Raw genomic sequence first — 20,363 nt, 5'->3', positions numbered from 1 at the left:
TGGCTGCTCCCCGTCTTGCCTCTCTGTCTGTTACGGAAGTACGAGGCAATCGGATCAGCAGTTTCATCAGCCGGCCTTTTTCAACGAACGGGTCCTTGCCCGATTAGTTGTCGTATTCACGGCATGCGTCGCTGATCGAAGCGCCGCTTTCACCGCCGCGTGTATCGATGCCCGTGTTCTGCTGCGGCATTCCCGGGCATTCGATTGCCTGACCGCCGATACTCTGCGTCGTGGTCGGGTCTAGCGGGCTTGCGGGAACCGGATGAATACCGTTGTCGTCATTCGTATAGTCTGACGAATAGTTGCCCGAGCCCGGGTCTGTGGAGCCGCCATTTGTCGGGCCGATGGTGTCAGGGTTGGACTGGGCAAATGCCGACGAAGCCATGCCGATGGCAAGCAGCGAGGCGGCGATAAGGGATCTGTGCATGGGAGCTATCCTCCTTGGATTTTCATCTTTGGTGACATTCTCCTAACCCCCGAGGCGATTGCTTGTTCCGAAATTTAAGCGGGGCGGTTGAATTGATTGCCATGGTTACGCGTAAACCTTAACCGCGAAACCCGCTTTGCCTTCGCTCTCCCTTGCCCTACCTGCGCAGCGAAACCCCTGTTTATGGCATGAGGCCGCCATGTTCATTTCACCGCGCGAGGCAGGCGATCTTTGCCTTCAGATGGCGCTTGCTCTCACATTGACCGTGGGCGGCATGGCGCTCGCCTCCACCGTTGTAAAAGCAACGGAGCAGCGGGCTTCCGCCATTGATGTCAACCGTCCGTCGCTCTGGTCGGCTGGCCCTGTCCGCGTCGAAAGCATCCAGCTTTTCGCCGGGCAAGAAATGGCTGCAGGCGATGGAACGGCCTGCAACGACACCATCGGCCTCAGAATATCCTGCGACCTGCTGACTTTTCGTTGAGCGGCAACCTCCTATCCCAGCGATGGATTTTCCAGCTTTCTCACTGGTTTTGGAGCTTCATTTCTTTAGTCCATAAATTTTATGGATAATTCTGGCCGAGATGTGTCGCACCAGTTTGCTGCGCATGCGCCAGGAGATAGCAATGACAAAAATCCTGATCGTGCCGGGTCTCTTCGGTTCCGACGAGGGGCATTGGCAGCACTATTGGCTTGATGACGTGTCGCAGAGCCGGATGGTCGGTCAGGACGACTGGAACCACGCTCGTCTGGACCGCTGGATGGAACGGCTGGAACAAGCATTGCTGGAGGCGGGAGAAGCCTATATCGTTGCCCATAGCCTCGGCTGCATTCTGACGGCGCGGCTCGCCGACCGGCCAGTGGCCCGCCGGGTAAAGGGAGCGCTTCTGGTCGCCCCGTGCGATTTGCCGGCCACGGAAAGGCTGCATCCCGGTTCGCTCGCTTTCGGCCCCATGCCGACAAAACCGCTCGCCTTTCCGAGCCTCACCGTCGGCAGCCTCGACGACAAATACATGTCGCTCGACCGTTTGAGCTTCTACACCCGCCTCTGGAAAACCGAGGTCCGCAACATAGGCCTCGCAGGCCATATCAACATTGCCAGTGGTTTCGGCCGTTGGACCGGCGGCTACACGCTGTTCGATGCTGTAAAAGACAAGGCGAAGGCAAAGAGACCGGAGGTATCCAAACTCAATGCGGCTGCTGCATCGGCATGACGCTTTATCGGCGCATGCGCAAGAAACGGGTTGAACTTACGCTTCCGCGGTACGATTCTGATATCAGACGGAACGCGAGGGCTTCATCATGGCTCAGAAAATGCATCAATACCTGATCTTCGAAACCGCGGGTGGCTTCTGCGGCATTGCCTGGAGCGATGCCGGCGTGACGCGATTCCAGTTGCCGACGAAGAGCGCCGAGTCGACAGAACGCTTGTTGCTGCGCCGTTTGCCGACCGCCGAACCGGGCAAGCCGACGCCGCAGATTCTGGACGCCGTTGCTGCGGTGAAGCACTATTTCGAAGGTGAGGAAGTCGATTTCTCCAGCGTCGCCGTTGACCTTGACGGCCAGGACGCATTCTTCTGCGATATCTATGCTGCCGCGCGCCGTGTCAGTTGGGGCCGCACGACGACCTACGGCACGCTGGCGAAGGAGCTTGGTGCAGGGCCGGAGGCAGCGCGCGACGTCGGTCAGGCCATGGCCAAGAACCCTGTCGCGCTCATCATTCCCTGCCATCGTGTACTTGCCGCGGGCGGCAAGATCGGCGGTTTTTCGGCACCCGGCGGTTCGACCTCCAAGCTTCGTATGCTGGAGCTGGAAGGCGTGCATGTCGGCCCGCCCGCGCCTGCCCAGCAATCCCTCGATTTTTGAGGGCACACTGCAAGCAAGTGCTTGGAATCTGCTGAAAAACCTCGCTATAAATCTCTGTCTGTAGCGAGGTTTTTCATGAAGAAGATTTTCAACCCGCCATCTGTCCGCCGTCCCTTCGGAAATTACAATCACGGCCTGCTCGTACCGCCCGGCGCATCCCTGCTGGTCACGTCCGGCCAGCTTGGAATCGGTCTCGATGAAAAGGTCCCTCAGGATGTGGCGGCCCAGGCCGAACTCTGCTTCGAGGCGATCAAGGTGATCCTTGCCGAAGCCGAGATGAGCTTTGCCGATGTCATCCGCATTTCCGGCTTCGTCACGAAGCGGGAAGATTTCCCGGCCTATATGGCAGTGCGCGACCGCTTCACGCTCGACCCGAAACCTGTCTCGACGCTCATCATCATCAACGGCTTTACCCGGCCGGAATTCCTGGTCGAGGTGGAAGTAACGGCCGCGAAGGTTTTCTAAAGTTCGATCGCAAGCTCCGCAGCGATCACGACCGCGCAGCTCACCAGCGTGCGCAGCACGCATGCAAGCCGCTTGCTAAAGGGTATCGCAATCTTTCAGATCCGCTGCACATTTTTGCGCGACTTTAGAAGCGCTCCATCGCGCTCTTCACCTTGGCGAGAAACTCTGCCCGCGTCTCCGGGGTGCAATTGTTCATGTCGTAATGAGCGAGAAAGGTGACCGGCTTGAGCGGATTGATCTGCGCCCGCAAAACACGCTTCACGATCTTCTTGGGGGGATTGCCGGCGACGAAAGCGCGGAAAGGTGTCGCGCCGTAGGTAAGCACCGCACCGAGCTTCCTGATATGGCGCAGGCGGGATTGAACCTTGCCTTCGACAAGTTCGAAGGAAACACCGGGGAGCCAGACCCGGTCGAAATAGCCCTTGAGGATCGCCGGGAAACCGAAGTTCCAGACCGGCGTGCAGATGACGAGCGCCTCGGCCTGCTTCAGCCTCTCGACATAGGGTTTCACCAGTGACGTATTGTCGGGATAATCGTGATAGACGAGCCGGTCATGTTTCGACAGGATGGGGTCGAAATTCTCCGCGTAGAGATCGCACGCATCCACCTCGTGCCCGGCCTTGGCGAGGCTCTCCAGGGTCTGTCTGTAGAGCGCCTTGCCGTAGCTTTCCTCGACCGGGTGCGAGTGGAGGACAAGAACCCTCATGAAGCCTCCATGACGGCGGCAAGGCCCGGGAAGAGGTAGTTCTTGCCGGCATTGAAATCGAAATTGGGATTCTCCCAGGCGATCATCTTGCCGGGGTTGAGCAGCCCTTTCGGATCCGTCTCATGCTTGAAGGCAAGCTGCACCTTGTCGGTGCGCTTCATGCCGCCTTCTTCCAGCGTATAGCGGTGCGGGTTGAAGATCGGGCAGCCATGATCCTGATGGATCTTGATGATCTCTTCCAGCCGCTCCTCTGTCGTGTAGCGCACCAGCGGCAGGCCCGAGCACTGGATCTGTCCGTCGAACTTGATGAATTCGAGATGGCCAGGCACCTCGTCCCCGAAAATCTCCACCATCTTCTGCACCTTGGCGACATGATCCGGCCCCGGATACTGCACCTGAAGATAGGTGAAATTCGGATCGACCTTAAGCGCCCGCAGCGTCGTATGGTTCCAGGCAAGCTCGTAGGCATGCGGGATGCCGCGCATGCTCTCGACCTTGTCGGAGCGGAACATGATCTCGCCCTTCTGCGCTGCCGTGAAGGCCAGGAAAGCATCCATGGAATGCGGAGCGATCATCAGCACGACGACCGACTGGCCCTGACGGATATAGGGCTTGTGACGGGTGAAATAGTCATGCGGGATCGGCGCGGCGATCGGCGCGATTTCCTTGACGAGAATGCCGTTGCATTTCGCCAGCGCGTCGGAGAAACGCACCGCGTCCATGAAGGTGTCATAACCGACGAGAACATCCACCCAGTCATAGGCCGGCGCGAGCGGCATTTCGATTTCGGTGATGATGCCGTTGGTGCCGTAGGCATGGCTGACCTTCTGCAGATCCCAGCCGGTAAGGTCGAGTACCCGCGGCTCCGCTTCCATGGTCACGACACGCAGGCGCAGGATATTGCCGAGGTCGCGCAACCCGCCCCAGGTGATCGAGCCCACACCGCCGGAACCGCCGGCAATGAAACCGCCGACCGTCGCCGTCTGCGCCGTCGAAGGATGAAAACGCAATTCCTGGCCGGAATGCGCGTTGGTCTGCTTGTCAAGCTGGGCAATTACGATGCCGGGTTCGCAGATGACGCGGCCCGGATGGATCTCCTTGATCTTGTCCATGGCCGCAAGGTTAAGCACGATCCCGCCGGAAAGCGGCATGGCCTGGCCGTAATTGCCCGTGCCTGCACCACGCGGTGTGACGGGCACGCCATGAGCGAAGGCGACCTTCAGCGTCTGGATGACTTCGGCCTCGTTCTTCGGCGTGACGACGATATCGGCGGTCACATTGTCGAGCTGCGCTTTCAGGATCGGTGAATACCAGTAGAAATCCCGGCTCTTCTGGCGAACGAGCGCCGGATTGTCCTCGATCGCGATACCTTCGAGTTCTTTTTTGATCTTCTGATAATCGGCCATGTCAGCCTCCAACGACGCTATCGAGTTCACGGTAATCCGGCAGGCTGCGGTCGATCACCTTGCCGCGACGAAGCACGACGCGGTCAGACTGCGGACGGGAAAGGAATTCGCTCCAGCGCCGGGCGCTGAAGAGCACGAGATCAGCAGGGCTGCCGACGGCAATACGGCCCATCTGCGGCTTGCCGGCAATCCTGGCCGGCGAGGTCGTGACGACTCGCGCCGCAGTGTCGAGCGGATGGTCGAGATGCAGGATGCGAACGGCCTCGCGAAACACTTCCACCGGATCGAGATCGCCATAGGCGTAGAAGGGGTCGCGCGTATTGTCGGAGGAGACAGCCGTCTCGACGCCGGCAGCCGCCAGTTCCTTGAACAGCGTGACACCGCGCCAGCGTGGCGTGCGGCTGGGATAACGATCCTGCAGGTACATATTGCACATCGGCAGCGAGATGACCGAAACCCCTGCTTTTTGAACAAGTTCCACTGTCCGCTGCGCCGTATCGTCGTCCTGCCGAGCGAGCGAGCAGCAATGGCCTGCTGTCACCTTGCCTTCGAACCGGTTGCGCAGAACGGCTTCAGCGATCGCCTTCAGTGTTTCTGCGCCAGGGTCGTCCGTCTCATCGACATGCAGATCGACATCGAGACCATTCTCCGCCGCTGCCCGCAAAAGCGTATCGAGTTGCCAGTCGAGCGTTGGTCCTATCCTGGTGACACCGCCAAGCAGCCCACCCTTGTCCTTTACGACAGCAACGAGATCAGCGAAAAATGCCTCGTCGACCATATTGTCCAGCGGGAAGAGAGCGACTGCCTGCAAGGCGATCTTGTCTTTCCATTCCTCCTGGATCTCGGCAAAGACCTCGAAGGAAATACGGTGCTGGGGTGCCAACGAATCCAGATGCGTGCGGATCAGCCCGGTGCCATGCGCATAGGCCGAGCGAAGTGAAAATTCCATGCGCTTGCGCACATCTGCGGCCGACCAGTTTGCCTCACGGTCCCGGCCAACCGCCTCCAGCGCACCCATGAAAGTCCCATCGGGATTGGGTTTGCGCGGCCAGATATGGCCCTTGTCCAGATGCGTATGGATATCGGCAAAGCACGGCCAGACCATGCCCTCTTTCATATCGGACTTGGCGAATTCGGCCGGTGCTGTTCCGGAAGGCAGGATTGCCGCGATGAAGCCGTCGGCAATCACGATATCCGCCTTGACGAGGCCTTCATTGGAGGCAGCAGCAAAGCCGCTGATGGCGACGGCAGGAAGTGTCGCATTGGCCAGCACGAAGCGGCTCGCATTCGGGGGAGACATGAAGGAATAGGTCATCAATTTTCCCGCTTCAGGCTGCTCTCATGCCAGCGATGCAGGCTGAGCCATGAAATGAAGGAGGTAATGGCGAAGATCGCGACGCCGAGCATGGAGAGCATGAAGAGCGCCGCAAAAAGGCGGGGAATGTTCATGCGATATTGCGATTCCAGCAGGCGGAAGGCGAGGCCGGAGCCTGCACCTGCGGAGCCTGCGGCGAATTCGGCAACCACGGCGGCAATCAGTGCAAGTCCGCCGCCGATGCGAAGCCCCGTCATGAAATATGGCTGGGCTGCCGGGATCTTCAGATAGATCAGCGTCTGCCAGCGCGAGGCGCCGTAAAGTTCGAAGAGATTGATCAGGTTGTGATCGACGCTCTTCAGGCCCTGGACCATGTTCGACAGGATCGGGAAGAAGGCGACGAGGAAGGCACAGATCAAAAGCGCCACCTGCGTTGACGGCGCATAGATCAGGATCAGCGGCGAGATCGCTACGATTGGGGTCACCTGCAGGATGACCGCGAGTGGATAGAAGGCGATTTCGATCCAGCGCGATTGCACCAGGAAGATCGCAAAGCCGACGCCGCCAATCAGCGCCAGTATCAGTGAGATGAACGTGATCTGAGTCGTGACCCAGAGGGCAGGGGCAAGTGTGCCCCAGTCGTTGATGAAGGCAGAAGCGACTGCGCCGGGGCCAGGCAGGATGTAAGGCGGAACGCCCGAGAGCACCACATAAAGCTCCCAGATGACGATGAGCACGCCGATGACCAGGAAGGGCACGACAATGCGTAGCGCCAGATCGCGCCTGCTGGCATTGACGGGATTGGGAAGGGGCAGGGGCGCGACCTCGGTCGGTTCGATGCTATCGACGCTCATCAGTGTTCCTCCGCCCCACCAATGGCCTCGATCAGCGAGCGTGACGCCGTTTCGCAGGCCTGCCGGTATTCTTCCGAGGTTCGGTAATGCGAATCCCGCTCCAGGCTGGTCGTCAGCGGAAAGTCCGCGTGGACACGGCCCGGCCGCGCCTTCATCACCACGATGCGGTTGGAGAGATAGGCAGATTCAAAGACGGAGTGCGTCACGAAGATCACCGTAATGCCCGTTGCCTTCCATAGCCGCAGAACGTCGTCATTGAGCTTCTGTCGGGTGATCTCGTCGAGCGCTGCGAAAGGCTCGTCCATCAACAAGAGCTTCGGGTTGGTCACCAGCGCGCGGGCGATCGAAACGCGCATTTTCATGCCGCCCGAGAGCTCACGCGGATAGGCATCGGCAAATTCCTCAAGGCCGACGGTTGCAAGCACCTCCATGATCCGGGCACTTGCTTCCGCCTTGGAAACGCCGCGCAGTTTCAGTGGCAGGTAGACATTGCCGAACACGGTCTTCCACGGCATCAGCGTCGGCTCCTGGAAGACGAAGCCGATATCGCCCTCCGGCAGGCCCTTCGAATTGATGCGCGAACTTGGCCAGTCGATCTTGCCCGACGTGGCGTCGCCAAGACCGGCGATGATGCGCAAGGCCGTGGATTTACCGCAGCCGGAAGGGCCGAGAAGGCTGATGAATTCGCCACTCTCGACCGTCAGCGACATGCCTGAAAGCGCGATCGTGCCGCTGGAAAAGACCTTCGAGACGGACTGCATGACGACCAACGGCCGCTTGCGTATTTCCTTCGAAGGCGCCGCCTTGGTTTCGGCTAGGGACATTGTCTCGCTCTTTTATCGAAGGGAAACGGCCCGCCGCCGGATGGCGACGGACCTTGCCTTGGGAGGCTTATTTCTTCAGCGATACACCGACGCTCTTGCAGACGAATTTCGTCGTAAAGGCCTTGGTGTAGTCGGTCTCAGGCTTGAAGACCTTGATCGCCACCATTTCGTCGAAGAACTTCTTGTAGTGAGCGTCGGTGATGCAGCCGATGCCCTTTTCCAGCCCCTCACCGGATTCGATGATGCCGTATTCCTTCATCTTGCCGATCGAATAAGCGATCTGGCCATCGGTGATTTCCGGATTGTCCTTCTTGATCAGCGCATTGGCCTTGCTGTTGTCGCCGTAGAGATAGCTGTACCATCCCTCGATCGAGGCATCGACGAAGCGCTGCACGACGTCAGGTTTGGTCTCAACCATCTGCTGGGTCGTGGTGATCATCGTCGAATAGGGTGAATAGCCATTATCGGCGAGAAGAAAGACCTTCGGCTCCCAGCCGGTCTGCTTCTGGATCTCGTAGGGCTCCGAGGTCAGGTAACCCTGCTGGGCGGATTGCTTGTCGGCGAGGAAGGGGCCTGGATTGAAATTGTAGGGCTTGTACTGCTCATCCTTGAACCCCGGAAAATTTGCCTTCATCCACTCGAAATAGGTGAGGTAGCCATCCTTGCTGAGGAACAGGGTCTTCAGTTTCGCGAGATCCCCGAACTTGTCGACGCCGACGTCGGGATGAGCGATCAGGATCTGCGGGTCTTTCTGAAAGATCGCAGCGACATCGACGAGTGGAATACCCTGTTCGACGGCGGAGATTTCGCCCTGCGGCCCGCCCATATAGAAGTCGATCTTGCCTGAGATCAGCAGCGCGTTGTTGGCGGCATTCGGCCCGCCCTGTACGATGGAAACGTCAAGGCCATATTTTGCATAGGTTCCGTCGGCGACCGCTTGATAGAAGCCGCCGTGCTCGGCCTGTGCGAGCCAGTTGGTGCCATAGCTAACCTTGTCGAGCGCATAGCCGGGCACGCTGGCGGCAAGCATGCCGCCAAGCCCAAGAACTGCAGAAAATACGGATGTTTTCAATATGTTGGACATGGTGGCGTTCCCCTTCTGGTGCCTTGGAAGCTCGTTTTCGGCCCCCGATTTTCTTCATTTGAGCGATTGCTTCGCTCTTTGAAAAGCAGCAAAATTCGTGCGCAGTGATGCCTTTTTGGCATCTCACTAGATGTCTGTGCCTAATTTGGGCGCTGTGCTTAAAAACGATGCAACGAGGTCCGCGATGCTGCACTCCAGAAAGCTTCTCTACATCAACGAGATCGCCAGGACGGGCTCGATCCGGAAGGCAGCAGCACGCCTCAACGTCGCCTCTTCGGCGATCAACCGGCAGATATTGGCACTCGAAGAGGAGATGGGCGCACCGCTCTTCGAACGCCTGCCGCGCGGCCTCCGTCTGACGGCCGCGGGCGAACTCTGCATCGAGCATATTCGCGAGGTTCTAAAGAACTACGAGCGGCTGGAAGGGCGCATCAGAAGCCTGAAAATGCAGCAGGCCGGCAAGGTGCGGCTGGTAACGACGGTCGGTCTCGCGGCAGGGCCGTTGCCGGAAATCATCGCTCGCTTTCAGTCGGAGCATCCGCGCGTTTTCATCCACCTGCGCAACGATGCCGGTACGATGACGGTCAATCCGGTGCTGTCGGGTGAGGTGGATATCGGCCTCGGCTTCAACATTCCGGCAACACCCGGCATCCGCACGCTCGGCAATTTCGATATCCCGATCGGCGTTATCCTGCCGCCAGGCCATCCGCTGATCGGACCCGGACCGATCAGCCTGGCCGATGTCGTACAGGAGCGGCTGGTGCTTGCGCAGCAGGGTACCAGCCTGCGTGAGGTCATCAACCTCGCAATGGCGAGGCTCGATGTCCCTATCGAGCCGGTTCTGGAGACCAACGCCTCGGAAATGCTGAAGAAACTGGTCAAATGCGGGGCGGGGCTCTCCATGCTGAACCCGCTCGATGTCATCACCGAATGCCGCCAGGGCGAACTGGTATTCCGCCCGATTGCCGAGCCGCACAGCCGCCATCAGCCGATGAAGCTCTTCGCCCGCGCCCGCGCGCCGCTCGATTCCGCGACCAGCCTCTTCGTTGAATATTTGCTGGCCGAGCTTGCCGGCCTTGTTCAGGAACTGCAGGCCAAGGGGCACATACCGTTGGAGCGGCCTGTCGTCGCCTGATTACTGCGAATAAAGGTTGGAGAGTGGATAGCGCTTCAAGTCATGGAGAAGCTCAACAAAGCCCTTCACCTGATGGCGGCAGATCGCTTCACCCTTTTCGGCCGTGCCTTTCGAGGCGTCGCCGACAACGCCGTTCGGATTGAGATCGTGCGCGATCCAGGCGAGCGAATGCGGCGGCAGCGGCTGGATATACTGCGATTGTTCCCGCATCCATTCAGCCTTCGATGTGAAATTCTCAGCCTTCTCCATCCGCACCAGTTCCGGCCGGAAATGCAGCATCAGCGAGGTTTCTACCTCGCCGCCATGAATGCCGTACCGCGTCTCGTGCTCGCTGATCATGCCGTCAGGATTGCCGAACCGGCCCCATTGTGTGGAAACGACGGCCATCTGATAGCGCACACGCAACTCGCGGGCGACGATACTCATGATATCGACATTGCCGCCATGAGAATTGACGATGACGAGCTTGCGCAGCCCGGCTTCCGCCACCTTCGCGCCAATCGCAGTCCAGACGGGGATCAGCAGCTCGGCGCCGAGGGAAAGCGTGCCTGGACCGTAGACGTGCTCATTGGCCTTGCCGATTTCCTGGGTCGGCAGGACGAGGATATCGAGGTCCTCTGGCCGTTGCCGGCGCAGTTCCGCCAGCATACCGTTGGCAATCGCTACATCGGTTGCTATGGGCAGATGCGGACCGTGTTGCTCTGTCGAAGCGATCGGCAGGATGGCGATGGTCGTGTCGGCAGAGAGAGCGGCAAAATCATAGGTGTTCAGTTCATTCCAGTAGAATGGTGTCGCCATCGCCGCTTCCCTCTTTGTCATTCTTCGATAGTGAGTAGGGAATAACGCGGCATGCGAAAAGCATCGATTTGCGCGCGCGCCGCTGCCTTTTTGCGCGCAGGATGTCGCTAAGCCTACCTCCCGCCACGCCTGCACGCGGAAATAAATATTCCGCCGTTGCCCCTTTCGGGGAAGGCTTTGGTTTGACCGCGCTCGGCGCAGGTCTGTAGATAGTCATCTGCACGCAGAACTGCCTGTGAGTGCTCAGATTTAACGATCCGCAATTGGAGGGCCGACCATGAGCCTACGTATCAACGATATTGCTCCCGATTTCACCGCCGACACAACCCAGGGCCCTGTTCAGTTCCATGACTGGATCGGCAATGGCTGGGCCGTCCTCTTCTCGCATCCGAAGAACTTCACGCCGGTCTGCACGACTGAGCTCGGCACCATGGCTGGCCTCGAAGGTGAGTTTAAGAAGCGCGGCGTCAAAATCATCGGCATCTCAGTCGATCCGGTTGAAAGCCACGGCAAGTGGAAGAACGACATCAAGACGGCGACCGGCTTCGATGTCGAATATCCGCTGATCGGCGACAAGGACCTCAAGGTCGCCAAGCTCTACGACATGCTGCCCGCCGGTGCCGGCGAGAGCTCCGAAGGCCGCACGCCCGCCGACAACGCCACTGTGCGCTCGGTCTTCGTTATTGGCCCGGACAAGAAGATCAAGCTGATCCTCACCTACCCGATGACGACGGGCCGCAATTTCAACGAGATCCTGCGCGCCATCGATTCTATCCAGCTGACCGCCAAGCACCAGGTTGCAACGCCGGCCAACTGGAACCAGGGCGACGACGTCATCATCACTGCCGCGGTCTCCAACGAAGACGCCATCGCCCGCTTCGGCTCTTTCGATACGGTTCTGCCCTATCTCAGAAAGACGAAGCAGCCGTCTGCGTGAGTTAGCCACTGCGCTGCTACTGTGATTGGATCAAAAGACGCCCCGGCATCCGGGGCGTCTTTATTTTTTCGGTGGCGCAGGCCTCGAGCAGAGACGCATTCTCGCTTGCCGCGAACGAGAATGGTTGCCGCGAATGTCGAAGTAGGATTGCCCGCTGCGGCGCCGCTTTGGAACGCAGGTCGGCCCGGCCTATTCGGACGGCGTTACACGGGTCCAGAAGTCGTTGAACGCGACCGAATCGAAGAAGGCCGAAGCGCGGACGATCCGGTCGTCGCGCATGTCGAGGAACCAGGCATAGGTGTTGACGTAGGGTTTCCCGTCGCGGGCGATGCCGCGGGCATCGAAAAAGACGATCACGGTGTCGCCGTCGGCATAGACGTTGCGGATCACGGGCTTCAGCGGTGCCTTCATCCGGGCATTGAACGGGCGGATCACCTCCCGCAGAAACGCCTCGCGGCTCGGATAGGTCTTCGATGCCAGCGAGTAGCCCTCGATCGTCCAGCGGACGTCGTCGGCGAGCAGGTCATAAGGGCTGCCCGTGCCGGTCGCCCAGGCGTCAAAGCCGGCCTCCACGGTTGCCTTGTTGCGGCGTTCGGTTTCGGTCTGCGCCTGTGGTGCTGCGCGCGCTTCCAGCCCTCCCAAGGCCAGGATAGCAGCGGCAATGCCGAGGGCAGCGTTGAAGATGCGGCGGGCGAGAGATCCCGGGCTGTGGACGGTTGCGCTTGCGGTGATGGACATGGCTTCCTCCAAAGATTGATGGTGGTGCGACACCCGCTGATCGGGCGTCGCCTGCGAGGCTCTGCGCCGATCAGATCTGGTTTTCCCAGGCCTTGAGCTGGTGCTCCTTCAGCATGTCTTCGATGACCTTCGGAACCACGTTGCGAAACTTGCCTGTGTCGGCGGGGACGACCTCGATCATCCGGTCGATCATTTCCTGCGGGTCCATCTTGCCTTCAGGGGTGGCGAAGAAGTCGTTGAAGCCGTTGCGCAGGTCTGCCCGCTTGGTGAAGTTCTTGCTGTCATCGAGCCAGCGGAACGGATTATCGGCCATGGTCTCGTTATAGCCGGTGTAGTAGGCGCCCGGATTGATCGTCTGGATCTTGATGCCGTAAGAACCAAGCTCCTGCTGCAGCGCTTCGGCGATTGATTCCAGAGCGTGTTTGGTGGAGACGTAGGTGCCCCAGTTGGCAGGAGTGAACAGGCCGCCCATCGAGGAGGTGAAGACCACTTTGCCCTTCTTGCCTTGGCGCACCCATTTCTGGACGACACCCTGGGTCAGTACCAGCGGCAAGAAGACATTGACTTCATAGTTCTTGCGGACGAGTTCGACCGGAATTTCCCAGACTGGGCCGGCCTCGCCCATGCCTGCATTGTTCCACAGCACGTCGAAATCCCAGCCCTGCGCCTGTTTGATGTCATAGGGGTCGGTGAGGTCGAGGCGCTCGACGCGAAAGTTCTTCAGGCCGAGAGCGGCCGCTTCTTCGCGCAGCGGCGTGACCTGCGACGAAACCTGCGTGGTGGCGATGATGGTATGGCCGTTCTTGGCCATGCCGATGCCGGCGGCTTTGCCGAAACCGGACCCTGCGCCAGTGATGAGAATGGTCTTGGTCATAATAACGTCCTTTCGATGTGCTTGGGGTTGAAAAAGCATTTCAAGCGGCGAGGGCGGCCGCTGCAGCCTGGGCAATTTCGAGGTCCTGGGCGACGGCGCCTCCCGATACTCCGACCGCACCGATCACGATGTTGCTTCCATCGGTGAGGGGAATGCCGCCGGCGAAGACGACGAGGCCGCCATTGGTCTGCTCCAGGCCGAACGAGGTGCCGCCGGGTCTGCAGAATTCGCCGATTGCTTCGGTGCGCATGGAAAACAGTGCCGCCGTCCGGGCCTTGTTAACGGCGATGTCGATGGAGCCCAGCAGGGCTCCGTCCATGCGGACAAACGCCTTCATATGGGCGCCTGCGTCGAGGACCGCGATATTGGCTGGAACGCCGATTTCTCTTGCCCGCGCCTCACCGGCGGCGATGACCCTGCGGGCTTCGTCAGTGGTAATCATTTCCCTGTCTCCCGTTTCGTTCGGGGATTAATGCTCCCCGTTCGATGAGACAGGTGTAGGCCGGAAGGCGCTTTGCGGTATTTCCATCTCTTGCTGCAGTATTTGCAGATCTTGCGCTCGGACTGGCGCACAAAGGGCGGGCGAACGCGTCAGGACGGCGGATATTGCTATTTAGGAGGTGAAGAGTGCGCGGTACTGGCCAGGCGTCAAGCCGGTCATCTTACGGAAGACACGAGTGAAATTGGCCTGCGAGCCGAAGCCTGTATCGATGGCAATCTCCACCAGCGAGGACTGCGCTAGCCGCAGCTTCTCCTTGGCCGCCTCGATCCGTCGCAGGGTGACGTATCGATGTGGTGCGAAACCGGTGGCCGCACGAAACGTGCGGGAAAAATGAAAGGGGCTGAGGCAAGCCTCGGCGGCAAGGTCTTCGAGCGAGATCTCCGCCGCGATGCGGGCCTCGATGAAATCTAGGACGCGCCTTAGCCTTTTCGGATCGATGGCGGGTGTCCGCGTCGGCGGACGCCAGCGGGTGGACGAATAGGTGCCGAGCAAATGCGCCGCGAGGGCCAGCTGAATCCCGTCGAGAAACAGCCGGTCCGTCGCTTCCAGCTTTCGATTCAGCACGCCACGAAAGAGCTCACCGATCTGCAAGACCACTGGATCAGGGACACCGCCCGCATAGGCGAGCTGCACCTTGGTCGGGTCTATGTCGAAATTCGACAGCGCGTGCTCACCGACGAGCGATGGCGGCAGGAAGATGTGAAGGGACTCGGGCATGCTGCCGACGATCTCTACGGCGCTTTCATTGACACCGGCAGGACATACCCATGCGACGCCGGGGCGGGCGATTGCCTCCCGCCGGTGACCGTCGCCGGTCCACCTGATCTTCGACTGACCCGACAACAGGACTGCTATTTCCGTGCATTCGAGTGTAAGATCGACCTGCCAGCCCGGATCGAAGCGCCGGAGTTCGACCTGCAGCCCTGAACATTCAACAAGCCCGCCCACCTGCTTGCTGGTCGGATATTTTCTGTCCCCTTGCGATGCGTCGAAATCCATATCGCATCCTCGTCGTGAAGATCGGTCTTCTATTTTGATTTATGAATGAAAATCGGGTCACGCTGATATAGGGAGCCCGCGCATTGCGATCAGGATTTTGACGAAAATTCAGGCGAGTGCAAGTACGCACCGCTACCGTCGGCCGATGCAAAGAGGCTATCGGCCTTGGTTTCTTCCTTCAACAGCAACGGAATGTTGTCTCCGGAGGCCAGCATTGATCGGCCTATCTTCTTGGCTATGCCAAAGCGCCTGGCTTTCTCCCCAACCGTTCGCGCCGTGATGTGGACGCCGGTGGCTGCCGTGCTGCGTTCGGCGATTTGCTGGGGAGTTCGGAGATTGTCGAGGATGTCGGTCATTGGCCACCAATTGCCACACGGATCGCCGCCGGCACGAATGCCGAAAGCATCCTGATCTTCCTCAATGTGATGGATAGGCGGGATGGCCTGCGCGGATCGGTGGGCTATTGAAACGAAATGGAGCGGTCAAAGTATCGTGAGCGTCAAGAATAGGCACCAAAAGCCAAGAGAAGTGCGCCGACCGCGATAATGGCAATGGCCTGCCAGTTTTGGGATATTCCGAGGAACCTGATGCCTTGGTGCCGTGGTTCCAGCGTGCTGCCGCCCTGGGGCATTTGATGCGGATCACTCGCTCGTCGACGAAGCGCCGATAAAAAGAAAAAAAGTAACCCGCCAATTATAAGAGCGGCACCGATCAAGATAGACCACATCGTAGCCTCCGCTAGCGACAAGTGTCTGAGTTAAACCAGATTCGGACTTGATAGTTCCGCCTTAGCTGAGGGCAGGTGATGTCATTTCGCCGTCTGACAGGAAGATGACGTCCCTCTCGAGGACGGCCGAGGACGAATATTATGTTCAGGTCATTGGCGCCCGCTGTAAGCCGCTGCGCGTGTTTGTGCAGGAGATCAGCGGAGACGCCTCGAATTGCCTATAGGTTTCCATCCTGCCGGCAGGCGAGCGGCGCGTTTTTACACGCCGCGGACGACGACCGTTGCGCCTTAGCGCGGTCGTCGATCTCTCCAGCCGATGGCGGTCCGCTGCTCTGCCCGTCGGTTCCTGTTGCCACATGGCCGGTGGGAAGATCTTTTTACCATGCCGCCACAAGCGTGCCCGTCGGCCTCACCAGCCGGCGGGCAAACCTTTTCGGAAGTACGGTTATCCACATGAGTCGAACCGCAGAAAACGCGTTTTCAAAAGCGGGGGGGAAATGAGGAAGAAAAGCGCCTGCTTCGGAAGTCTCAACGAAAACAGGCGCTTTTCTTCAAATATGGCTCCCCGGGCCGGATTCGAACCGGCGACCTGTCGATTAACAGTCGAATGCTCTACCGCTGAGCTACCAGGGATCACCGCTTGGCCGCGGCGTGAGCGGGGTAATACAAATGCTTTCCCGATTTGCCAAGCAGTTTTTTCAAAAAAATGAAATCAGCTTGTATTCGCGGGGCCTGCGCCCATCTCTTGTGGATGACTAGCAGGCAAAATGGGCCGAAAAAGGCCGGAGAAAAGCGTTTCGGTATCGATCATAGGGATGGCAAGCTGGTTCTCGGCTCGCTGCGGGTGCCGATGCCGCGCTCGCGCATCGCACGCATGACGACCGGAGCGCTGCTCATTTTCGGTGGCATTCTGGGTTTTTTGCCTGTCCTCGGGTTCTGGATGCTGCCGCTCGGCTTCCTCGTCTTATCCCACGACCTGCCGATAGCACGCAGATGCCGGCGACGCGTCGCGGTCTGGTGGCATCGCCGAAAGCGCCCTGCGTGAAGTCGCCAAGGAAGCCATAAGCGGCCATGTCGACGACGGGCTGATTGAACTGCCTGCCGGCAGATCGGTACACTGCGGGTTGCGTGGTGGTGAGCTCCTTTACTGCGGAGAGACGGCGGGCCTTTGGCCAGAGGCTGGAGAGGTCGTGCCCGCCTCTGTGATCTCCGAGAGGTGGATTGGCAGTTCGCCATTTTCCTCAAGCGCCGTCGCCGTGATCACAAGTGCACCGACGAGAATTATCAGCAGCTTCACCGCATGGGAGCTGAGGTTGGCTTTTCGCCACCAGCCGGTCTGAACACGCGAAGGCTCGAGATAATATTTGTAATAAAATTCGGGATCGCTGGTTTCGACGAGATTGTCATAGATATGCGGCGGCACCCCGACATGCCGGACTGGGCGACGACCGGCGAATTTGGCATGAAGAACCTGGGTTCCTGGATCGTAGGATACGGCGCGGATCTGTTTGGAATTCAACGGCACCCAATTCATCTCTGCTCCTGTCTCTCCCATAGGGGAGCATGGAATGACGATTCTGAAAGTCAAGTTAAGAATTCGTTACTAATGCTTGAGGGGATGTTTTGATTTCCCTAATATAAAGAAAGTGAAGGCGTTGTTACGATTGCAGATTGCGCCTTCTGGATGAATATAAGTGATCAGCTAAACTCGTTGAGATATGCCTATTGTGCAATTCAGATAGCCTGGAGGCCTGTCTGAGTAGCTGTTAGCCCAATTGTTGTTCAACCGAGCGCAAATTTCCAGCGGAATGGGCCTTTTATCATCAGCTGTGCGTACGACTGTCGCGGCGTCCGTCGAGGCTGGATCGGTGCTTGTTCTGTAGGCGCCGGATGTGGCCGGAGTTTGAAATTGCAGGAAATGTTTTTGGAAAGCCCTCTTGCGATTTCCTTACGATCATTCTAAACGCTCGCCACGGCTAGAATGACAGCCTATGAGGCCTCGTGGCGGAGTGGTGACGCAGAGGACTGCAAATCCTTGTACCCCGGTTCAATTCCGGGCGAGGCCTCCAAAAAATTTCCACCACATAGAAATCTGATCCGCTTCATAAATGAGGCGTGGCAGCGTTGCGTCAGTCTCGCATCACCAGATGCAGGGAACCTGGGCGAAATCGAATTGGGCTGGCTTGATGCCGGTGAGGAAATAAAGCGCCCGCAATCCGCCGCTGCGCAGGCCCGCCAGATAGCCGGCATCGTCCTCTGCCGTTTGGTTCTCTATGTGCATATCGGGGCCGAGCAGTCGTTGAACCGCCTGCGCCGATATCCGTGTGAAATTACAGATGGCGCCGCTTTTGAACTTCACAAGCAACAGCCGCGCTTCCGGATTGTAGTGAAGCGCTTCGATATCTGGTGATTGAATGGCGAATGTTTGCATGCGGCCAAACTAGCGAAAGCCGCGACCGGCGCAACAATATGGTTGATATAGAGTTAATGGCGTAATCGACTGTGCCGACTTGATCCGACTGGGCGTCGAAATCTATTTCTCCGGCGCGCCGTGCGAGCGGCCAGGAAATTTTTACTGGGAGAGACCGATCTGTTCAGCTCGTCTCGCGGTCCAGCAGCCCGCAGCAGAATATGCCGACGAGCGCTGCGGCGATGAAAAAGTCGAACAGCGTGAAATATTCCAGAATGGCAGACATGGCCTGCTCCTCCTCATTTCCTCCGATTAGAATAATATCATGGAATCGTAATTTGCTCCACGCGGAAGTTGCAGCAATCGTTTTTCAGCTGTTGCATGCGGGGAGGGGTTTCCGGGATTCTTCAAACGGGTCTCCGGCAAGCCTTGAAAGCATCGGTGCCGGAGATTAAGAGACGGAAGACAGAACCGCTTTCATCGGCGAGAGGATATGATGGATTTCGAAGCAGCACGCGTAAAGATGGTCGACAACCAGGTCCGCACCACGGACGTTACCTCGCATTCGGTGCTGACGGCCTTCCTCACCGTCCCGCGCGAGGCGTTCGTGCCGGAGAAGGCGAAGATGTTGGCTTATATCGATAATGATATCGAAATTGCTCCGGCAACCGTCGGCAATCCAGGCCGTTTCATCATGGAGGCGTCTCCGCTCGCCAAGCTGCTGCAGCTAGCCGCCGTCACCAAGGATGATGCCGTTCTCGAAGTCGGTGCCGGCACGGGGTACGCCTCCGCTCTGCTGTCGCTGATCGCGGGCTCCGTCGTGGCGCTCGAATCGGACGAGACCCTTGCTGCTGAAGCCAAGGCAAATCTCGCCGGTTATGCAAATGTGCAGGTGGCAACTGGCCCGCTTGAGAAGGGCAATGCCGCCGGCGCCCCCTATGATCTGATCTTCATCAACGGTTCGGCGGAAGAAGTTCCTGCGGCGCTTCTTGGCCAGTTGCAGGATGGCGGCCGTCTCGTTGTCGTGCAGGGTTATGGCAATGCTGCTCGCGCGAAAGTCTTCGTCAGCGAGCGCGGCGCTGTTTCCGAAAACGTCTTCTTCAATGCTTCGGTCAAACCGCTGCCCGGTTTCGCCAAGGCTCGTGAATTCGTATTCTAAGGCGTTTCTACCGACGGTTTTTTGAGCGGGCGCCATGGGCGCCCGTTTTTGTTTCGGCTGTCTTAAAAGCCTTCACAGACTTCGCTTACACTTGGGTAACAAAACTGTGCATGGCTGCATTTGTTTGATTCGCGCTGATTTTTTTCCCCTTTGGGGTATTCTAAGGTCATAGTGATTCGGGTGCATGCTCCACGCCATCCGGTCGTTGTTTAAGGGATAACGGGGATAGATATGGCTCAGCCAGGTGTAGTGCGTGAACCGTCCATGGAAGAGATCCTGGCCTCCATTCGCCAGATCATCGAAAGCAATGAGCCAGGCGCCGGAAAGGCGATTTCCGCCTCGCTTCCTCCCGTTTACGGTGCGGAAGAGGACAACGACTCCGAAATCCATCTGACGGTTGACGATACCTATGCCGGCGTCGAGTTCCCGGAGCCGTCTGCGCTGCGTCCCGATCCGCGTTTCGTCGCTGCAAATTCTGCCGGTATTGCGCCTGAGCCGGAAATGCCGGCCCGCGCCATGTCACTTGCCGATGTCGCAGCCCGCGTCCGCGCCGCTTCCGAGCGTAGTGCCGTTCAGGCCGGCCAGGTTCTCCGTGACATGCCGCGTGATATGCCCCAGGTGTTCCGCGAACCGCAGCCGCAATTCGAGCCGCAGTCAGCTTATGACGCGCCGCACGCAGCGCCCACCCCCCGCCCGGTCGAGCCGGCTCCGGCTCCCCGCGTTGCCCCCGTCCCCCACTATGCGCCCGAGCCTGCGCCGGTCTTTGCCGAGCAGCGCCTGCCCGAGGTTCCGCAGCCCGCGCTCGTCGAGGAGGCACCCATGCTTCCCGTCGTCGAACAGCGCGTCGAGCCGGTGGCCTTCCAGCCCGCCGAAGTTACACCTTTGCGTGTAGCGGAAGACGTTCAGCCGTCACTTCTGTCCCAGAAAACCGGCCTGCAGGTTGGCCGTTCTTTCGAAGAGCTCGCCGCTGCCATCGATGGCGCAGCCGAGCGCCGCTCGCTGGATGAGATTGCCGAAGACATGCTGCGGCCGATGCTGCGCGAATGGCTAGACGACAATCTGCCGACGCTCGTCGAACGCCTCGTGCGCGAAGAGATCGAACGTGTGGCGCGCGGCCCGCGCCGCTGATCGGAAACGCTT

Annotated in this window: 25 protein-coding genes and 2 tRNA genes; 11 read left to right on the top strand and 16 right to left on the bottom strand. The window is 58.9% G+C overall.

Features of this window, described 5'->3' with window-relative positions; all coding sequences use genetic code 11:
* Positions 1 to 103: 103 nt before the first annotated feature.
* The gene (locus tag H4W29_RS01140) at positions 104 to 427 is read right to left on the bottom strand and encodes a hypothetical protein (protein WP_192727319.1); all 324 of its coding nucleotides are present in this window, start codon (positions 425 to 427) and stop codon (positions 104 to 106) included.
* 199 nt (positions 428 to 626) lie between these two features.
* On the opposite strand from H4W29_RS01140, the gene H4W29_RS01135 reads away from it, so the two are divergent.
* The 4 genes from H4W29_RS01135 to H4W29_RS01120 all read left to right on the top strand — a co-directional run bounded on the left by H4W29_RS01135 (position 627) and on the right by H4W29_RS01120 (position 2,755).
* Complete coding sequence (locus H4W29_RS01135; RefSeq protein ID WP_192727318.1) at positions 627 to 908, top strand: hypothetical protein; 282 nt, start codon at positions 627 to 629, stop codon at positions 906 to 908.
* A gap of 142 nt (positions 909 to 1,050) precedes the next feature.
* A complete protein-coding gene (locus H4W29_RS01130; protein ID WP_192727317.1) occupies positions 1,051 to 1,638 on the top strand; it encodes an RBBP9/YdeN family alpha/beta hydrolase in 588 nt (195 codons plus the stop codon).
* Between the two features lie 88 nt (positions 1,639 to 1,726).
* The gene (locus H4W29_RS01125; RefSeq protein ID WP_192727316.1) at positions 1,727 to 2,290 is read left to right on the top strand and encodes a methylated-DNA--[protein]-cysteine S-methyltransferase; all 564 of its coding nucleotides are present in this window, start codon (positions 1,727 to 1,729) and stop codon (positions 2,288 to 2,290) included.
* A 75-nt stretch (positions 2,291 to 2,365) separates the two neighbouring features.
* Entirely contained in the window at positions 2,366 to 2,755 is a 390-nt protein-coding gene (locus H4W29_RS01120; RefSeq protein ID WP_192727315.1) for a RidA family protein, read from the top strand.
* A gap of 124 nt (positions 2,756 to 2,879) precedes the next feature.
* Here the strand turns inward: H4W29_RS01120 and H4W29_RS01115 are convergent, their stop codons facing one another.
* From H4W29_RS01115 to H4W29_RS01090, 6 genes are all read right to left on the bottom strand, one after another.
* Positions 2,880 to 3,461 (bottom strand): NAD(P)H-dependent oxidoreductase, encoded by a 582-nt coding sequence (locus H4W29_RS01115; RefSeq protein WP_192727314.1) that lies wholly within the window; start codon positions 3,459 to 3,461, stop codon positions 2,880 to 2,882.
* Positions 3,458 to 4,867: an FAD-binding oxidoreductase gene (locus H4W29_RS01110; RefSeq protein WP_192727313.1), complete on the bottom strand. Its 1,410-nt coding sequence runs from the start codon at positions 4,865 to 4,867 to the stop codon at positions 3,458 to 3,460. The genes H4W29_RS01115 and H4W29_RS01110 overlap by 4 nt, the downstream gene beginning before the upstream one ends.
* Before the next feature lies 1 nt (position 4,868).
* Positions 4,869 to 6,182: a cytosine deaminase gene (locus tag H4W29_RS01105; RefSeq protein ID WP_192727312.1), complete on the bottom strand. Its 1,314-nt coding sequence runs from the start codon at positions 6,180 to 6,182 to the stop codon at positions 4,869 to 4,871.
* The gene (locus H4W29_RS01100; protein ID WP_192727311.1) at positions 6,182 to 7,036 is read right to left on the bottom strand and encodes an ABC transporter permease; all 855 of its coding nucleotides are present in this window, start codon (positions 7,034 to 7,036) and stop codon (positions 6,182 to 6,184) included. Before H4W29_RS01100 ends, H4W29_RS01105 begins: the two co-directional genes overlap by 1 nt.
* The gene (locus tag H4W29_RS01095; protein ID WP_192727310.1) at positions 7,036 to 7,860 is read right to left on the bottom strand and encodes an ABC transporter ATP-binding protein; all 825 of its coding nucleotides are present in this window, start codon (positions 7,858 to 7,860) and stop codon (positions 7,036 to 7,038) included. The genes H4W29_RS01100 and H4W29_RS01095 overlap by 1 nt, the downstream gene beginning before the upstream one ends.
* A gap of 67 nt (positions 7,861 to 7,927) precedes the next feature.
* Entirely contained in the window at positions 7,928 to 8,944 is a 1,017-nt protein-coding gene (locus tag H4W29_RS01090; RefSeq protein ID WP_192727309.1) for an ABC transporter substrate-binding protein, read from the bottom strand.
* 184 nt (positions 8,945 to 9,128) lie between these two features.
* On the opposite strand from H4W29_RS01090, the gene H4W29_RS01085 reads away from it, so the two are divergent.
* Positions 9,129 to 10,079 (top strand): LysR family transcriptional regulator, encoded by a 951-nt coding sequence (locus H4W29_RS01085; protein ID WP_192727308.1) that lies wholly within the window; start codon positions 9,129 to 9,131, stop codon positions 10,077 to 10,079.
* Here the strand turns inward: H4W29_RS01085 and H4W29_RS01080 are convergent, their stop codons facing one another.
* Positions 10,080 to 10,877, bottom strand: coding sequence for a creatininase family protein (locus tag H4W29_RS01080; RefSeq protein ID WP_192727307.1), 798 nt, complete (start codon positions 10,875 to 10,877; stop codon positions 10,080 to 10,082).
* Positions 10,878 to 11,154: 277 nt separating this feature from the next.
* Between H4W29_RS01080 and H4W29_RS01075 the strand changes: the two genes are divergently transcribed.
* The gene (locus tag H4W29_RS01075) at positions 11,155 to 11,814 is read left to right on the top strand and encodes a peroxiredoxin (protein ID WP_007815641.1); all 660 of its coding nucleotides are present in this window, start codon (positions 11,155 to 11,157) and stop codon (positions 11,812 to 11,814) included.
* A 189-nt stretch (positions 11,815 to 12,003) separates the two neighbouring features.
* Here H4W29_RS01075 and H4W29_RS01070 read toward each other — a convergent pair whose 3' ends face one another.
* From H4W29_RS01070 to H4W29_RS01040, 7 genes are all read right to left on the bottom strand, one after another.
* On the bottom strand, positions 12,004 to 12,552 hold the full coding sequence (locus H4W29_RS01070; protein ID WP_192727306.1) for a nuclear transport factor 2 family protein: 549 nt from the start codon (positions 12,550 to 12,552) through the stop codon (positions 12,004 to 12,006).
* Between the two features lie 70 nt (positions 12,553 to 12,622).
* Positions 12,623 to 13,426, bottom strand: a complete 804-nt coding sequence (locus H4W29_RS01065; RefSeq protein ID WP_192727305.1) for an SDR family oxidoreductase — start codon at positions 13,424 to 13,426, stop codon at positions 12,623 to 12,625.
* Positions 13,427 to 13,466: 40 nt separating this feature from the next.
* Positions 13,467 to 13,868, bottom strand: coding sequence for a GlcG/HbpS family heme-binding protein (locus H4W29_RS01060; RefSeq protein WP_192727304.1), 402 nt, complete (start codon positions 13,866 to 13,868; stop codon positions 13,467 to 13,469).
* Between the two features lie 171 nt (positions 13,869 to 14,039).
* On the bottom strand, positions 14,040 to 14,927 hold the full coding sequence (locus tag H4W29_RS01055) for a helix-turn-helix domain-containing protein (RefSeq protein WP_192727303.1): 888 nt from the start codon (positions 14,925 to 14,927) through the stop codon (positions 14,040 to 14,042).
* A gap of 89 nt (positions 14,928 to 15,016) precedes the next feature.
* Positions 15,017 to 15,283, bottom strand: coding sequence for a hypothetical protein (locus H4W29_RS01050; RefSeq protein WP_192727302.1), 267 nt, complete (start codon positions 15,281 to 15,283; stop codon positions 15,017 to 15,019).
* A 143-nt stretch (positions 15,284 to 15,426) separates the two neighbouring features.
* Positions 15,427 to 15,654 (bottom strand): hypothetical protein, encoded by a 228-nt coding sequence (locus H4W29_RS01045; RefSeq protein WP_192727301.1) that lies wholly within the window; start codon positions 15,652 to 15,654, stop codon positions 15,427 to 15,429.
* Positions 15,655 to 16,212: 558 nt separating this feature from the next.
* Positions 16,213 to 16,287, bottom strand: a tRNA-Asn gene (locus H4W29_RS01040).
* A gap of 118 nt (positions 16,288 to 16,405) precedes the next feature.
* Between H4W29_RS01040 and H4W29_RS01035 the strand changes: the two genes are divergently transcribed.
* Positions 16,406 to 16,699, top strand: a complete 294-nt coding sequence (locus tag H4W29_RS01035) for a hypothetical protein (protein ID WP_192727300.1) — start codon at positions 16,406 to 16,408, stop codon at positions 16,697 to 16,699.
* Between the two features lie 99 nt (positions 16,700 to 16,798).
* On the opposite strand, the gene H4W29_RS01030 is transcribed toward H4W29_RS01035, so the two are convergent.
* A complete protein-coding gene (locus H4W29_RS01030; protein ID WP_192727299.1) occupies positions 16,799 to 17,188 on the bottom strand; it encodes a KTSC domain-containing protein in 390 nt (129 codons plus the stop codon).
* Positions 17,189 to 17,649: 461 nt separating this feature from the next.
* Here H4W29_RS01030 and H4W29_RS01025 point away from each other — a divergent pair.
* The 4 genes from H4W29_RS01025 (at position 17,650) to H4W29_RS01010 (ending at position 20,351) form a co-directional block, all read left to right on the top strand.
* Positions 17,650 to 17,723: transfer RNA gene (locus H4W29_RS01025), tRNA-Cys, on the top strand.
* Positions 17,690 to 18,064 (top strand): hypothetical protein, encoded by a 375-nt coding sequence (locus tag H4W29_RS01020; RefSeq protein ID WP_192727298.1) that lies wholly within the window; start codon positions 17,690 to 17,692, stop codon positions 18,062 to 18,064. The genes H4W29_RS01025 and H4W29_RS01020 overlap by 34 nt, the downstream gene beginning before the upstream one ends.
* Before the next feature lie 493 nt (positions 18,065 to 18,557).
* Positions 18,558 to 19,223 carry a protein-L-isoaspartate O-methyltransferase family protein gene (locus tag H4W29_RS01015; RefSeq protein WP_192727297.1) on the top strand — a complete coding sequence of 222 codons (666 nt, stop codon included), beginning with the start codon at positions 18,558 to 18,560 and terminating at the stop codon, positions 19,221 to 19,223.
* A 231-nt stretch (positions 19,224 to 19,454) separates the two neighbouring features.
* On the top strand, positions 19,455 to 20,351 hold the full coding sequence (locus H4W29_RS01010) for a DUF2497 domain-containing protein (RefSeq protein WP_192727296.1): 897 nt from the start codon (positions 19,455 to 19,457) through the stop codon (positions 20,349 to 20,351).
* Positions 20,352 to 20,363 lie beyond the last annotated feature (12 nt).

Origin of the sequence: Rhizobium viscosum (genome assembly GCF_014873945.1) — a bacterium.
GTDB classification, from domain to species: domain Bacteria; phylum Pseudomonadota; class Alphaproteobacteria; order Rhizobiales; family Rhizobiaceae; genus Rhizobium; species Rhizobium viscosum.
The sequence above is the reverse complement of the archived record's forward strand: the minus strand, read 5'-3'. Positions and strand labels throughout refer to the sequence as shown.